15 protein-coding genes and 5 tRNA genes are annotated in these 14,046 nt (G+C 52.7%); 19 read left to right on the top strand and 1 reads right to left on the bottom strand.

Going from position 1 to position 14,046, the window contains the following annotated elements:
• Positions 1-190: 190 nt before the first annotated feature.
• Positions 191-1,153 carry a hypothetical protein gene (locus ACCI51_RS15140; RefSeq protein ID WP_371844317.1) on the bottom strand — a complete coding sequence of 321 codons (963 nt, stop codon included), beginning with the start codon at positions 1,151-1,153 and terminating at the stop codon, positions 191-193.
• 321 nt (positions 1,154-1,474) lie between these two features.
• Between ACCI51_RS15140 and ACCI51_RS15135 the strand changes: the two genes are divergently transcribed.
• From ACCI51_RS15135 to rplL, 19 genes are all read left to right on the top strand, one after another.
• Positions 1,475-2,752, top strand: a complete 1,278-nt coding sequence (locus tag ACCI51_RS15135; RefSeq protein WP_371844315.1) for an alpha/beta fold hydrolase — start codon at positions 1,475-1,477, stop codon at positions 2,750-2,752.
• Positions 2,749-3,498, top strand: coding sequence for an ABC transporter ATP-binding protein (locus tag ACCI51_RS15130; protein WP_299584063.1), 750 nt, complete (start codon positions 2,749-2,751; stop codon positions 3,496-3,498). The genes ACCI51_RS15135 and ACCI51_RS15130 overlap by 4 nt, the downstream gene beginning before the upstream one ends.
• A complete protein-coding gene (locus ACCI51_RS15125; protein WP_371844314.1) occupies positions 3,485-4,678 on the top strand; it encodes an ABC transporter permease in 1,194 nt (397 codons plus the stop codon). The genes ACCI51_RS15130 and ACCI51_RS15125 overlap by 14 nt, the downstream gene beginning before the upstream one ends.
• Before the next feature lie 25 nt (positions 4,679-4,703).
• Positions 4,704-5,816 (top strand): alanine racemase, encoded by a 1,113-nt coding sequence (gene alr, locus ACCI51_RS15120; protein ID WP_371844313.1) that lies wholly within the window; start codon positions 4,704-4,706, stop codon positions 5,814-5,816.
• A 5-nt stretch (positions 5,817-5,821) separates the two neighbouring features.
• The gene (gene birA, locus ACCI51_RS15115) at positions 5,822-6,823 is read left to right on the top strand and encodes a bifunctional biotin--[acetyl-CoA-carboxylase] ligase/biotin operon repressor BirA (RefSeq protein WP_371844312.1); all 1,002 of its coding nucleotides are present in this window, start codon (positions 5,822-5,824) and stop codon (positions 6,821-6,823) included.
• A complete protein-coding gene (locus ACCI51_RS15110) occupies positions 6,820-7,557 on the top strand; it encodes a type III pantothenate kinase (RefSeq protein ID WP_299584075.1) in 738 nt (245 codons plus the stop codon). Before birA ends, ACCI51_RS15110 begins: the two co-directional genes overlap by 4 nt.
• Positions 7,558-7,571: 14 nt before the next feature.
• Positions 7,572-8,261, top strand: coding sequence for an SPOR domain-containing protein (locus ACCI51_RS15105; protein ID WP_371844310.1), 690 nt, complete (start codon positions 7,572-7,574; stop codon positions 8,259-8,261).
• A 194-nt stretch (positions 8,262-8,455) separates the two neighbouring features.
• A tRNA-Thr gene (locus ACCI51_RS15100) sits at positions 8,456-8,531 on the top strand.
• A gap of 109 nt (positions 8,532-8,640) precedes the next feature.
• A tRNA-Tyr gene (locus ACCI51_RS15095) sits at positions 8,641-8,724 on the top strand.
• 60 nt (positions 8,725-8,784) lie between these two features.
• Positions 8,785-8,858 (top strand) — tRNA-Gly (locus tag ACCI51_RS15090).
• Positions 8,859-8,925: 67 nt separating this feature from the next.
• Positions 8,926-9,000, top strand: a tRNA-Thr gene (locus ACCI51_RS15085).
• A gap of 130 nt (positions 9,001-9,130) precedes the next feature.
• Positions 9,131-10,324, top strand: coding sequence for an elongation factor Tu (tuf, locus tag ACCI51_RS15080; protein ID WP_299584081.1), 1,194 nt, complete (start codon positions 9,131-9,133; stop codon positions 10,322-10,324).
• 101 nt (positions 10,325-10,425) lie between these two features.
• A tRNA-Trp gene (locus tag ACCI51_RS15075) sits at positions 10,426-10,501 on the top strand.
• Positions 10,502-10,617: 116 nt separating this feature from the next.
• Positions 10,618-10,986, top strand: coding sequence for a preprotein translocase subunit SecE (secE, locus tag ACCI51_RS15070; protein WP_152451114.1), 369 nt, complete (start codon positions 10,618-10,620; stop codon positions 10,984-10,986).
• Positions 10,987-10,996: 10 nt separating this feature from the next.
• A complete protein-coding gene (nusG, locus tag ACCI51_RS15065; protein ID WP_299584084.1) occupies positions 10,997-11,530 on the top strand; it encodes a transcription termination/antitermination protein NusG in 534 nt (177 codons plus the stop codon).
• Positions 11,531-11,686: 156 nt separating this feature from the next.
• Entirely contained in the window at positions 11,687-12,118 is a 432-nt protein-coding gene (gene rplK, locus ACCI51_RS15060) for a 50S ribosomal protein L11 (protein ID WP_143729454.1), read from the top strand.
• Positions 12,119-12,814: a 50S ribosomal protein L1 gene (gene rplA, locus ACCI51_RS15055; RefSeq protein WP_299584087.1), complete on the top strand. Its 696-nt coding sequence runs from the start codon at positions 12,119-12,121 to the stop codon at positions 12,812-12,814.
• A gap of 280 nt (positions 12,815-13,094) precedes the next feature.
• On the top strand, positions 13,095-13,589 hold the full coding sequence (gene rplJ / locus ACCI51_RS15050; protein ID WP_299584090.1) for a 50S ribosomal protein L10: 495 nt from the start codon (positions 13,095-13,097) through the stop codon (positions 13,587-13,589).
• Between the two features lie 77 nt (positions 13,590-13,666).
• Positions 13,667-14,032, top strand: a complete 366-nt coding sequence (gene rplL, locus ACCI51_RS15045; RefSeq protein ID WP_299584093.1) for a 50S ribosomal protein L7/L12 — start codon at positions 13,667-13,669, stop codon at positions 14,030-14,032.
• Positions 14,033-14,046 lie beyond the last annotated feature (14 nt).

The following is a 14,046-nucleotide window of genomic DNA, read 5'->3' as shown; positions in this document are numbered from 1 at the left end:
CCGGAGTTATGCACAGCTCTATCCATGGTTTCTGTTGGTAACCACCGGGAAAATAAAAGTGGACAGGGAAATTGAAGATAAGCTGACGGTCGACTTGTGGGTAAGTGGAAGGTTGGCGTAAATTTAAGAGCGGTGAGTAGGTTATCAAAAGCCCCAAAAAGGGGCTTTGCCGGCGGCTGAACTCGGAGGGCTATTCCTGTTGCTCGTAGGCATTGTCTGGAACCAAGTCGTAGTGCATCTCTTTCAAGCTCAGCTCATCGAGGGGCACAAGCGCGGAAGGGAGAGAGAAGCGGCGGATTGGGTGGTTACCACAGCAATCCATTACTTCAATGTCTTCCAGAGTTTCCTGTAGGTTATGTAATAACCCCTTTAGGTATGCGGTACTGGCAGAGGTGAGAGATAGGTATTCGTGTGAGCCACCGAGTTTAACAAAACGGGCTTCACTATCGGCCTCTTCAATTCGAAGCCAGGCCTCACCGTTATCGATATCTGGCTCGCCAAGAATCATAGGGCCGAGAGGGTCTTCATGGATAGGGGTCAGTCTTGTATCTGCTGGAGAAAGCAGTGAGCCTACCCAGACCCAACCTGAAAGACTGATCCGGCTTAGTTGCCATTCACACAACCAAACCGTTTGATCCTCATCGATACGAAACTCCCGATAGTCTCGTTGGCTGAGGTAGTTGTCGAAACTGACCTGGGCGCTGGGATTATCTCTGCGAAAGCTCTGCAGTTGCTGGGTCATTTCATAGTTAACTTCCCAGTGCTTTTTGAGACGCCACTGCATGGGGTATTGCCCCCATTCGACAATATACTCCTCTCGCTCAGAGATGGTTTCTACCACGCGCCAGAAAGCACCATCAATCAGGATACAGGTTTCACCTATTTTACATCCGGGGGCGATGATACTAGATTCCGGGGAAGCGTCGGAGGCACTGACAATATGTTCAGGACGCCCTTCAATTACTTCATACCAGGGGAAACCATGCCGTAGCGGGGGAGGAAAAGCTAGTGCTGGCCGGCCGCCGAGTAAGCGGCGGAAAAGTACCGACTTCTCAATTTCCAGGTCAGAAAGTGTATAACCCTCCTGTTGAGTGATCTGGCCCCAAGTAAAAGCGGCTCGAATTAAATGTTTTTCACGGTCTGAAAAGCTCATGGGTGCAATCATGGGCAAACTAAAACGGAAACCTTACCACTGTGGGAGGGCGGGTGCTAATGCAATTCTGTGACTCTAGCTAGCCAAGGACAGGAATGTCTGAAGTTGGATACACTGTCATGCTCGACGTTATAGGTTAAGGAGAATACTGTCGTGATAGGGTTTAGGGGACTACTTTATGGTGCAGTCATGTTATGGGGCTTGTTGACTACCCCCCTGTTGATCTCGGAGGAAATAACTGACTTACAGGATTGCTACTTGGATGGTTGGGGTCAACCATTACGATGCACACGAATTCCTGTAGGTGAGGGGGATGCCGAAGTGACTCTGGCCGTGTTCGTATCACCGGCTATGAATAAAGTACAACGGGAACCTTTGTATCTCCTTGCTGGGGGGCCGGGCCAAGCGGCGAGTGACTTAGCACCATTTCTGCACAAGTTTCGAAAAATTAATCAAAACCATGCAATCGTCATGGTGGATCGTCGAGGAACTGGGCTCTCCCGCTCATTTGACTGTGGTATTGATCGGGATACACCGATGGATTTGGAGTTTATATCCAAAGCTCTTGAGAAGTGTTATTTGCAGCAGGCGAATTTTGCGAATTCATTGAGTAGCCGGCAGTCTGTTGAAGACCTGGAACGAGTGCGAAAGCACCTCAATCATCAGCGTATATCCCTCTGGGGCGGTTCTTGGGGGACTCGTACAGCACTTCTTTATCAACAATGGTATCCCAATAGTTTAAAAGCCCTGGTGTTGGATGCGGTAGCGCCAATCGATTCAAAAGTATTTTTGAGCGCGACAGCAGCCGAAGACGCATTAAAAATATTGGTGCGTGACTGCCTATCTGATGTGAGCTGTTCTAAATTTGGGAACTGGAGAACTGTACTGGATCAACTATTAAATGATTGGAATAAATCTATAGCGGTCGACTTCCCTGATCCCAATACGGGGAAGCCAATGGCGCATCCGATGTCTCGTTGGGTTTTACAAAATGCGATACGTACTGCACTTTACTCTCCAGAGGCGGCTGCACAAATACCATTTGCTATACAGCAGGCCGGTCTGGGTAATTATTATCCGCTATCGGGAATTCTAGGTTTATTTCCCGATGGCACTTCAGGAATGTCACTTGGTTTAACGCTCTCCATCGCCTGTGCAGAGGAGTTATCCCGGCTTAGCGAGGAGGAAATTGCTGCGGATATCCGGGGTACTTTTGTAGGAGATGCTTTCTTCGGGATATTCGAAAGTGGCTGCGAAGTTTGGCCGGTACCTGATAGAGCTTATGAGCAGCCTGAGTTGCGCAAGCACCCGGTACTTTTGATTTCAGGTGAAGCCGATCCGATTACTCCCCCAGCGTACGCTGAAAAACAGCTTGGGTATTTAGTGAATAAACAGCACTTGGTCGTTAGTAGCGGTGGCCATATCAATTCAATGAGAGGGTGTATACCTCGGTTGATTAAAGAGTTTCTTGAGTCGCCAGAAAAAAAACTCGAGCAGACTTGTATTACTGATATAAATAGGCCTCCTTTTACGGCGGGAATTTATGGGCCCGCAATAGAAGGACCTAAACGAAAGCACTTAGAGGAAAAAGGACTGTGATCAGGGTTGATTCTGTCTATAAGAAATTCGCGGCGAAACCTATATTGCGAAATCTTAGTTTTTCTGCGGCCGATGGCCAGGTCACGGCTTTGCTCGGGGCGAATGGGGCGGGGAAGACCACTTGCTTGCGGATTATTGCTGGTCTGCTGAAAGCGGATCGCGGAAAGGTTTTCGTTGGGGGGCTAGAGCCCAGTCAGCATCCAAAAGATGTACGGCGGCAGCTGGGTATTGTCGGCGATAGGGAGGGACTTTACGAGCGTCTCACCGTTGCAGAGTACCTATCCTTTTTTGCTAGTGCACAGGGACTGGCTGGGACGGAGCTTGAAGAGGCATTATTGGCGGTAAAGGGTGAGCTGGAATTATCGGATCTTTGGAATCGCCGCACAAAGGGGTTTTCCCAGGGGGAGCGAATGAAAGTCTCCCTGGCCCGGGCATTGGTCCACCGCCCTGCACATTTGATTCTTGATGAGCCGACACGGGGGCTGGATGTACTCGCGGCCCGCTTGTTACGCAAAACACTACTGCGCTTGCGCTCGGAAGGGAGCACAATTTTATTTTCCAGCCATATTATGGCGGAGGTTCTTGAACTATCCGATAGCGTTCTGGTGATGGCGGATGGCGCAATAGTTGGCAGCGGAACACCCGATGAGCTTATGGCACAAACCGGCTGCGGCAACCTTGAGGACAGTTTTGTGCGCCTTGCTTATGGAGACTTGAGGGAGGGGAGCCGGCATGAGTATTTTTAGGAATATGCGATCTCGGCAAATGCGGGGGCTGCTTCTTAAGGAGTTTCGAGAGGTCTGGCGTGATCGGCGGGCTTTAGGGATCACACTGGGTTTTACCCTGCTATTTCCTTTGCTGATGATTGGCAGTGGCGCTTTATCTTACAAGGTAATGTCGGAAACCTCCTTTGCCGTAGCTGTTGTCGGCGGAGAACATGCTCCTTTATTGGAGGAGCAGTTACGTGGGGGAGACTTGCGTATTGAGCCACTGCAGGGCGGGGTGCCGCAGGAACTTTTGCAGGGTAAATATGATGTGGTTTTACAAATAGGCAAAAATTTTGCGGAAGATTATCGCGACTTGCTGTCCCCTACGGTGTATTTATATGTGGATAGCGCAGACAAGTCCGGAGGGCGCGGAGCACAGCGGGTTCAAGAGCAGTTGGCGCGGCTTCAGCAAACGATCATGCAGCAGCGGTTAGCGGTTCGAGGTATTGCCGCCCAGACTTTGTCCCCCTGGCAACTTGAGGTGCGGGATGTCAGTACTCCGTCTAGTCGTGGAGTAGCCATTTTGGGGCTGATGGTTCCGGTACTATTGATCATGGGGTTAATGGTATGCAGCACTGCTCCCTCTATTGATACCTCGGCGGGGGAGCGTGAACGCATGAGCGTCGAAATTTTATTGCAGCAACCTTTAAGCGGCTGGCAGGTTGTTGTGGCAAAAGTTTTGGCGGTTACTAGTATTGCTTGGTTTGGTGCACTCCTGTCTCTCGCAGTGTTGACGATATCTTTTAGTTTGCTCCCGTTAGCGGAGATTGGAGTACGCTTTTCTGCAGGTCTCTCTGAGTTGATAGCGATGAGCATAATATTGTTGCCCCTTGCGCTCTTGGTTGCCGTATTGCAAATCTTACTGTCGTTGCGTTCCCGCTCCTTCAAGGATGCTCAGGTTCAGCTGAGTATTTTGCAGGCTCTTCCTGTCACACTGTTAGTTGGATTAAAACTGTCCAATATTGAGCTGGATGCTCCCATTTGGCAGCTGGTCCCACTGATTGGGCAGCAACAGTGGCTGAGCGCGCTCATGGCTGGGGAGCCAATTTCGACACGCCTGGCCCTGGCTGGCTCTGTGGTCACCCTTTCTTTGGTTGGGCTGTGTATATTAGTAGGTGCCCGTGCTTTACGACGTGAAAGCTTACTCGGGGCAACCTAGCTGGTGAACTAAGAGTTGTGATGGCATGAACGATTTCCGCGAAGGGTTGCTGAGCATTAATTTGCAGTCCATTGCTGGTAACTACCTGGACCTGAATAAACGTCTGAGGAGCGGTGCCAAGTGTGGCGCTGTGGTCAAAGCAGATGCTTATGGCCTCGGGATGAGTCAAGTGGTACCAGCGCTCTTTCGGCAGGGGTGCCGTGACTTCTTCGTTGCTACTCAAGCGGAAGGGGAGCGTTTGCGTAAGGAGTTGGGTGATAGTGTCCAGATCGTCATCCTCACAGGGGTCCGCGCTGGTGCAGAGTTGGAGTGCGCAAAGGCGGGGCTGATGCCCACGCTTTTTACTCTGGAGCAGCTGCGCCACTGGGTCGATATTTGTGCTCAAGCAGAAATCGAAGGCCCCTGTGCGGTAAAAATCGATTCGGGGATGACTCGCTTGGGGATGGGCCCGGAGGAATTCGACCTGCTGTTGCGTGACAGGCAGCTATTAGCCTCGGCAGATATCCGTATCCTACTGAGTCATCTAGCCTGCGCAGACGAGCCGCAGCATCCACAAAATGACATTCAGTTGCGTAGCTTTAAGGAGGCGGGTGAAAAGTTACGGGTTCTATGTCCGGAGGTGCAGCTCAGTCTTGCTAACTCATCGGGTATTTTTCTCGGAGAGGATTATCACTTTGATATTGCGCGCCCGGGTTCCGCACTCTACGGCGTTAACCCCATTCCCGGCACCCCCAATCCGATGCGTCCAACAGTGACGTTGAGCCTGCCCATTGTGCAGAAACGTCTGGTTAGTCGCAAACAGTCGGTGGGTTATGGTGCGACCCAGCAGGTGACGGCGGGGAGCTGGCTGGCGGTGGCCCGCGGTGGTTACGCCGACGGTATAATTCGCGCTCAAGGAGGCCGGGGCTGCGGTTGGGCCTGTGGGCGCCAGCTACCGATAATCGGACGTATCTCCATGGATTCCACCACGTTTGATATTTCTGCATTGTCCCACGAGGAGCGAGACTCTCTTCAGTCGATTGAGATCCTCAACAGTAACCTGACGGTGGATGCCGTGGCTGAGCACGCCGGTACAATCGGTTATGAAGTGCTGACAAGCCTGGGGCACCGCTATTTTCGTCGCTACATAAAAAGTTGATCACCTTGCAAGACACTATCGCAAAATATCCACTGGAGCCGTTGCGTCCGGTACTGGAATTATTGGCTGATGGCGAGATGCACTCTGGCGAGTCTCTCGGCGAAGCCTTGGGAGTTAGCCGCGCAGCGGTATGGAAACAAATACAGAAACTAGAACAGTACGGTCTGCAGTTGGAGTCCATCAAGGGGCGCGGATATCGTATGCCTGGTGGGCTGGATCTTCTCTGTGCGAAAAAAATTAACAGCACACTCGATGATAAGGCGGAGGCTCTATTACGCGAACTGATTCTCTTTGATGAAGTGGACTCTACAAATGCACAATTGTTGTCTCTGATGGAAGAGGGCAGTGGGCATGCCATCGCCATACTCTCCGAGCGCCAGAGTGCGGGTCGCGGGCGCCGAGGCCGCCGTTGGATCAGCCCGTATGCGTCCGGTATCAGCCTCTCTGTTGGATGGGAATTTAATGGCGGCGTTCAGTGTCTTGAAGGACTGAGCCTTGCCGTTGGGGTGGCAATTGCTCGGGCTTTGAACCGCTTCTCGGTACCGGATATACGTCTTAAATGGCCTAACGATGTGTGGTGTCGTGGTCGCAAGCTCGCGGGGGTTTTGCTGGAGCTCAAGGGTGATCTTACCGACCGTTGTGCCGTGGTGATCGGTATAGGGTTGAACAGCGGCCTGCGTGATAGTTGCGCGAGTGCGATCGACCAGCCCTGGGCTGACTTGCAGCAGGTTAAGCCTGGGATCCCCCGCAATCAATTGGCGGCGGCTCTTTTAACAGAGTTACTGCCGGTATTAGATAGCTACACAGAACTGGGCTTTGGTGCCTATCGAGATGCTTGGATGCAGCTAGATCAGTTTGCCGGACGAGAGGTCACACTACAGGCCGGTAATCAGACCTGGAAGGGAGTGGCGGCAGGGGTAAGCCGTGGAGGCGCTTTGATTTTGAATATGGATGGTGAATTACGACATTTTCACGGTGGCGAAATCTCTTTACGGGGGCAGCTTTGATTCTCGAATTGGATATAGGTAATACCCGCGGCAAGTGGCGCTTGTTGAGTAAGGGGCAGGTAAAGACCAGGGGTAGTTTTCAAACTGCTGATCTACGTGCCGGAGACCTGCCTAAAGGGTGGGATCTACTTAATCCCAAAAGAGTACGTGTAGTCAATGTGGCGGGCCCGGTCGTTGCCGATACTCTGCAGGGGCATATCCAGGCGTTGTTTTCCTTGGAGGTAGAGTTTTCGCAGGTGTTAGAGGAGTGTGCTGGTGTTGCCTGTGGTTATGAAAACCATCGTCTTCTTGGGGCCGATCGCTGGCTGGCCATGTTGGCGGCGTTTGACCGAGATCGCCGGGCGGCTCTAATTGTGGACTGTGGCAGCGCAGTAACTTTGGATTTATTGGACAATAATGGACGTCACCTGGGGGGGTATATTGTCCCAGGTATCGGCCTGATGCAGCGATCGCTGTATCTCGATACCCATGCGGCTAAAAGTGCGCAGGAAGTTGCCTTCATAGAATCCCTTGAGGCTGGCCGCAATACCGACGAAGCGATTAATCGCGGGTTGCTGCTAATGGTACTGGGGGCTATTGATCGCGCGCTGGAGGAATTGTGCGAATTCTGTGACGGGGAGCCTCTTTTGTGGCTAACCGGCGGTGATGCTCCGCTGCTGTCAGCTCTTTACCAGCAAGATCATCGTCTGGCGCCTGAACTGGTAATGGATGGGCTGGCGTTAAGTAATCCTTGATGAAATAACACACTATGCGCTGGATAGCTCTTTTTTTACTGTTGTTGAATGTTGGAATCTTTGCTTGGTTCGCTTTGGGCTCCGGCGCTCAAGAGGAGGCGGTAAGGGTTACAGAAGAAAAAGTGGGGGTGCAAAACAAGCGTATTATTCTGGTTGGCGAAGTGTCGCCACAGACGCTCCCCCCTTTGACCGACTCCCCTGCGCGGTCGCCTGTCGATCACTCCGCAGAGCAGCTCTGCACCTTATTAGGACCTTTTTCAGAAGAGCATCAGGGGGAAGCGATCGTGCAACGCCTAAAGGCTTTGCAGGCCTCGGCTGAGCTGCGCGATATCGAAATGCAAGGGCCAATGCGTTATTGGGTCTTTTTGCCGCCGTTGAACTCCCGGCGGGAAGCCTTTAACCGATTGCGTGAATTGCAGGCCCAGGGGATAGACAGCTACGTAATTCCAAAGGGAGCGCTCGCTGATGGTATCTCGTTTGGTATTTTTAGTGAGCGCAAGCGGGCCGAGACTCTGACAGATAATCTGGTGGGGCGGGGGGTTCGTGCCCAGCTCCGCGAAGAACCTCAGACACATAGAGAGCGATGGGTGGTCTTAGCCCCTGGCGCCTCAGATTATTTGGCCCCCGAATTTTGGCATCGGTTGCAGCAGGAATATCCAGAGTTGGACCGGCGTCGAAACCTCTGTGCTGAGGTGGCGGGCTGAAGGGCCGCCGGGCGATAGGTCTAGATCCTAACCAATTAATTATTTAAAGCCCGTATTCTTTGAGAGAAGTATTAGGCGACACAAAAATTCTGATTTATCTGCAAAAAGGGTGTTGCGTGTCGGGATAACATCCCATAGAATCCCGCCTCCACTGACAGGGCAGATTTATCGGTCTTGACAGTGTACGGGATAGTGCTGGCGTAGCTCAGTTGGTAGAGCAGCTGACTTGTAATCAGCCGGTCGGGGGTTCGACTCCTCTCGCCAGCTCCATTTTATCCCGGTGTTGTTCAGCATTGGTTTTTGCAGCTAAGTCTGTGAATTTTAAAGAAAAAGTGTTGACAGCGCGGCGGAAGGTGTAGAGAATGCACCCCGCATTGAGGCAGGGGTTCCCGAGTGGCCAAAGGGATCAGACTGTAAATCTGACGCGAAAGCTTCGGTGGTTCGAATCCACCCCCCTGCACCATTTTTTACACCGTAAGGTGTTGCCGGCAAAACAGGTTGTTTTGTCTGGAGGCTCCCGCAAGCGGGCATAGTTCAATGGTAGAACCTCAGCCTTCCAAGCTGATGATGCGGGTTCGATCCCCGCTGCCCGCTCCAGTTTTGGGTTTGGTTGGAAAGTCCTTCGGGTCGGCAGGCCTTGTGGTCGCCTAAGAGGCGATAATTTGCTCATGTAGCTCAGGGGTAGAGCACACCCTTGGTAAGGGTGAGGTCGGCGGTTCAAATCCGCCCATGAGCTCCATTTTTTAATAGCCGCGAGGGTGAAAGCTCTTGCGGTTGTTTGTGTCCGGGGTCGGGCTTTTCCGGGTCGGATGCGCATGTTCTGGACATAGATGATGTCATTGAGGGCTCATCTATATTAGGAGGCTGCAATGGCAAAAGAAAAGTTTGAACGTTCCAAGCCCCACGTGAACGTGGGCACCATCGGTCACGTTGACCACGGTAAAACCACTCTGACCGCTGCTCTGACCCGTGTATGTGCGGAAGTTTGGGGCGGTGACGCAGTTGCTTTCGACGGCATCGATAATGCCCCGGAAGAGCGTGAGCGCGGTATCACCATCGCTACCTCCCACGTTGAGTATGAGTCCCCGACTCGTCACTACGCGCACGTAGACTGCCCGGGACACGCCGACTACGTTAAGAATATGATCACCGGTGCTGCTCAGATGGACGGCGCTATCCTGGTATGTTCCGCAGCTGACGGCCCCATGCCGCAGACTCGTGAGCACATCCTGCTGTCTCGCCAGGTCGGTGTACCGTACATCGTGGTATTCCTGAACAAGGCGGACATGGTAGACGACGAAGAGCTGCTCGAGCTGGTAGAGATGGAAGTTCGTGAGCTTCTCGATCAGTACGAGTTCCCGGGTGACGACACTCCGATCATCGTTGGTTCTGCCCTGATGGCCCTGAACGGCGAAGATGACAACGAAATGGGTACCACCGCTGTTAAGAAGCTGGTTGAGACCCTGGACGAGTACATTCCGGAGCCTGAGCGCGCGGTAGACCTGCCGTTCCTGATGCCGATCGAAGACGTATTCTCCATCTCTGGCCGCGGTACCGTAGTAACCGGTCGTGTAGAGCGTGGCGTGATCAATACTGGCGACGAAGTTGAGATCGTTGGTATCAAGGACACCACCACTACTACCTGTACTGGTGTTGAGATGTTCCGCAAGCTGCTCGACGAAGGTCGTGCTGGTGAGAACATTGGTGCGCTGCTGCGTGGTACTAAGCGTGACGAAGTTGAGCGTGGTCAGGTTCTGGCTAAGCCGGGCTCCATCACCCCGCACACCAAGTTCGAAGCGGAAGTGTACATCCTGTCCAAGGACGAAGGTGGTCGTCACACCCCGTTCTTTAAAGGCTACCGTCCACAGTTCTACTTCCGTACCACCGATGTAACTGGTGCGTGTGAACTGCCTGAAGGTACTGAAATGGTAATGCCGGGCGACAACATTCAAATGGTTGTTACCCTGATCGCTCCGATCGCCATGGAAGACGGTCTGCGCTTCGCTATCCGCGAAGGTGGTCGTACCGTTGGTGCGGGCGTTGTTGCTAAGATCATTGAGTAATCTTTGATCTTCGTGCCGCCGGGATTCACCGGTGGTGCACCAGATGAGAGGGTGAGCTATAGCCCTCTCTATCTTCGAGGGCCAAGGCGCTCGTGATGTACAGGCCAGTAGTTCAATTGGTAGAGCACCGGTCTCCAAAACCGGGTGTTGGGGGTTCGAGTCCCTCCTGGCCTGCCATTTTAAACACTCCACTTGAAATAAGTTTAGGGGTGTCGCAAGACCCTACTTGTCAGTGGGGCTTTTGTGTTTTTGAGCACTAAGGGCTTATCTATAGTGCGCTAAGGGCTTCATATATGAATGCTAAAGCAGAAGCGAAAACCTTTCGTCTTGACGGCCTGAAGTGGCTGCTGATTGTGCTGCTGGTTGGTGGTGCTGTCGCGGGCAATTCTTATTATGCCGAATTCCCTCTGATTTACCGCGTACTGGCAGTGACTGCAATCTGCCTGGCTGCCCTGGTTGTCGCGGTGAATACTGCGAAGGGTAATGCACTCTGGCAGCTGTTGCGCGAAGCGCAAACGGAAGTCAGGCGCGTGGTTTGGCCGACTCGTCAAGAGGCCACCCAGACGACTGTGATTGTGGTGGTTTTTGTGTTGATTATGGCGCTAATTCTCTGGGCGCTGGACTCCGCTTTAGGTTGGGCGGCATCCAAACTCATCGGCTAAAGGTTGATACATGTCAAAGCATTGGTATGTGGTCCAGGCTTACTCGGGTTATGAGAAGCGTGTAGCCAGCTCTTTAAAAGAGCGTATTGAGCTACATGAAATGGATCATCTGTTTGGTGAAGTGCTGGTTCCCACCGAAGAAGTGGTGGAGATGCGAGCAGGACAAAAACGGAAAAGTGAGCGTAAATTTTTCCCCGGCTATGTTCTGGTGGAAATGGAGCTGAACGACGATACTTGGCACTTGGTAAAAGAAACTCCTCGAGTGCTGGGCTTTATTGGCGGTAAGGCAGATAGGCCGGCCCCAATTACCGACCGCGAGGCGCAGGCCATTCTGAATCGTATTGACGATTCCGTTGATAAGCCCAAGCCTAAGACATTGTTCGAACCAGGTGAAATGGTTCGGGTCATTGACGGTCCGTTTAATGATTTCAATGGCGTAGTTGAAGAAGTCAACTATGAGAAGAGTCGCCTGAGAGTGGCGGTGTTGATTTTCGGGCGTTCCACCCCTGTTGAGCTGGAGTTTGGTCAGGTAGAAAAGACCTGATTCCAGTCTGAATTTTTGCCCTCTTTCGCCGCAAGGTGGAAGGGGGTTTTCGCGTCCCCGGAAAATAGATTTTATTGGTCGGGGCGGGGAGCCAGTTCTTATAGCCGTATTGGTTAGCTGCAGCTGGCGTTACCACCCATCTAGAGGAGAGCTGTAATGGCTAAGAAAGTAGAAGCTTACATCAAGCTACAAGTTAAGGCCGGTCAGGCCAACCCGAGTCCACCCGTTGGTCCCGCATTGGGCCAGCACGGTGTGAACATCATGGAATTCTGTAAGGCGTTCAACGCCCAGACTCAGAGCCTAGAGCCTGGTCTGCCGGTGCCAGTTGTGATTTCTGTATACAGTGATCGCTCCTTCACCTTCATCATGAAGTCTCCGCCCGCCGCTGTACTGCTGCGCAAGGCCGCTAAGATCAAAAGTGGCTCTGGTCGCCCGAACACTGAGAAGGTGGGTAAGGTTACCCGCGCTCAGCTGGAAGAGATCGTAGAAATGAAGAAGGCCGATCTGACTGCATCCGATATGGACGCGGCCGTGCGCACTATCGCCGGTTCCGCACGCAGTGCTGGTATCGAAGTGGAGGGTCTCTAAGTGGCTAAGTTGAGCAAGCGTCAGCGCGCTATCGCTGAAAAAGTGGAAACTGGCAAAGCGTATGGCTTCGATGAAGCTGTGGCTCTGCTGAAAGAGTTGTCCAAGGTTAAGTTTGCCGAGACCGTAGACGCCTCTGTGAATCTGGGTATCGATCCACGTAAATCCGACCAGGCTGTTCGTGGTGCAACTACTCTGCCGCACGGCACTGGTAAAGACGTTCGCGTAGCTGTTTTCACCCAGGGTGCAAACGCTGAAGCCGCTAAAGAAGCGGGCGCTGACCTGATCGGTATGGACGAACTGGCTGCCGACGTTAAAGCCGGCAAGATGGACTTCGACGTGGTTATTGCTTCTCCCGATGCAATGCGCGTTGTGGGTCAGCTGGGTCAAATCCTCGGCCCGCGCGGCCTGATGCCGAACCCGAAGACTGGCACCGTAACTCCAGACGTTGCGACTGCGGTTAAAAATGCCAAAGCGGGTCAGGTGCGTTTCCGCGCTGACAAAGGCGGCATCATCCACGGTGGCATTGGTAAAGTTGCTTTCGATGCGAATGCACTGAAAGAAAACCTGGAAGCCCTGGTGGCAGACCTGAAGAAAGCCAAACCGGCTTCTGCGAAAGGTGTATTCCTGAAGAAAATCACCCTGAGCACCACTATGGGCCCAGGTCTGGTTATCGACCAGTCTTCACTGAATATCTAATTATGGCTGTGCAGCCCCTGAGGGCTGTGCGCCGAAATGAACTTTGGGGTCCACCCTATGCTTCGGCAGATGAGTGGGCCGTCAAAGACCGTAGGTGCCCGGTGCGTTGAGGTTTAACGTATCTGGCTTAATCCGAACTTCGGCCAGGTTGGCCAAGAAGAGGTTTGAGCCTACGCAGACGGTGTCGCCCAAACCAGTATTTTGTACTGGATTTGAGCTTTATGCACCGGAACGGATCGGACGTTTAAGTCCGGTTTTTTTCAAATCCAGGAGTGACACTATGGCTATTGGACTCGAAGACAAGAAAGCGATTGTCGCAGATGTCCAGCAAGCTGCTGAGGGTGCCTTGTCGGCGGTAGTTGCGGATTCCCGCGGCGTTACCGTAAATGACATGACCGCCCTGCGCAAAGAGGCTCGCGAGAACGGCGTTTGGTTGAAAGTCGTCCGCAATACTCTGGCGCGTCGCGCTCTGGCAGGAACCGATTACGAATGTCTGACTGACAAATTCGTAGGTCCCAGCATTCTTGCATTTTCTAACGAACACCCAGGTGCCGGTGCGCGCATCCTGAGCCAGTTCGCTAAGGGCAATGACAAGCTGGAACTGAAAGGTGCTGCCTTCGAAGGCGCGATCACCGACGTCGCACTGTTGGCAAGCCTGCCGACATACGACGAGGCGATCGCCAAGCTGATGAGCGTGTTGAAAGAAGCATCTGCTGGCAAGCTGGTCCGCACTATTGCGGCCGTTCGCGACCAAAAAGAGCAGGAAGCTGCGTAATACATTCGCATTGGCGAATCGCGGTTTCAAAACGAAATACGAGCAGTTACTGCTCAAACCAATTCAGGTAATGACTCATGTCTCTGACTAAAGAAGATATCATCAACGCTGTTGCCGAAATGTCTGTTAAGGACGTTGTTGAACTGATCGAAGCAATGGAAGAGAAGTTCGGTGTAACTGCTGCAGCAGCAGTTGTAGCCGGTCCGGCTGCTGCTGAAGCCGCAGAAGAGAAGGATTCTTTCGACGTAATCCTGACTTCCGCTGGCGACAAGAAAGTGAACGTGATCAAAGCTGTTCGCGGCCTCACTGGCCTGGGCTTGAAAGAAGCCAAGGCACTGGTTGACAGCGCTCCGAGCCCGATGAAAGAAGGCGCAACCAAAGACGAAGCTGAAGCCGCTAAGAAAGAGCTGGAAGAAGCTGGCGCAACTGTAGAACTGAAGTAATTCGGTTGTTGCGA

It is taken from the genome of Microbulbifer echini (assembly GCF_041447225.1).
Lineage (GTDB): Bacteria > Pseudomonadota > Gammaproteobacteria > Pseudomonadales > Cellvibrionaceae > Microbulbifer > Microbulbifer echini.
This window is presented reverse-complemented; position numbering and strand designations above follow the sequence as displayed.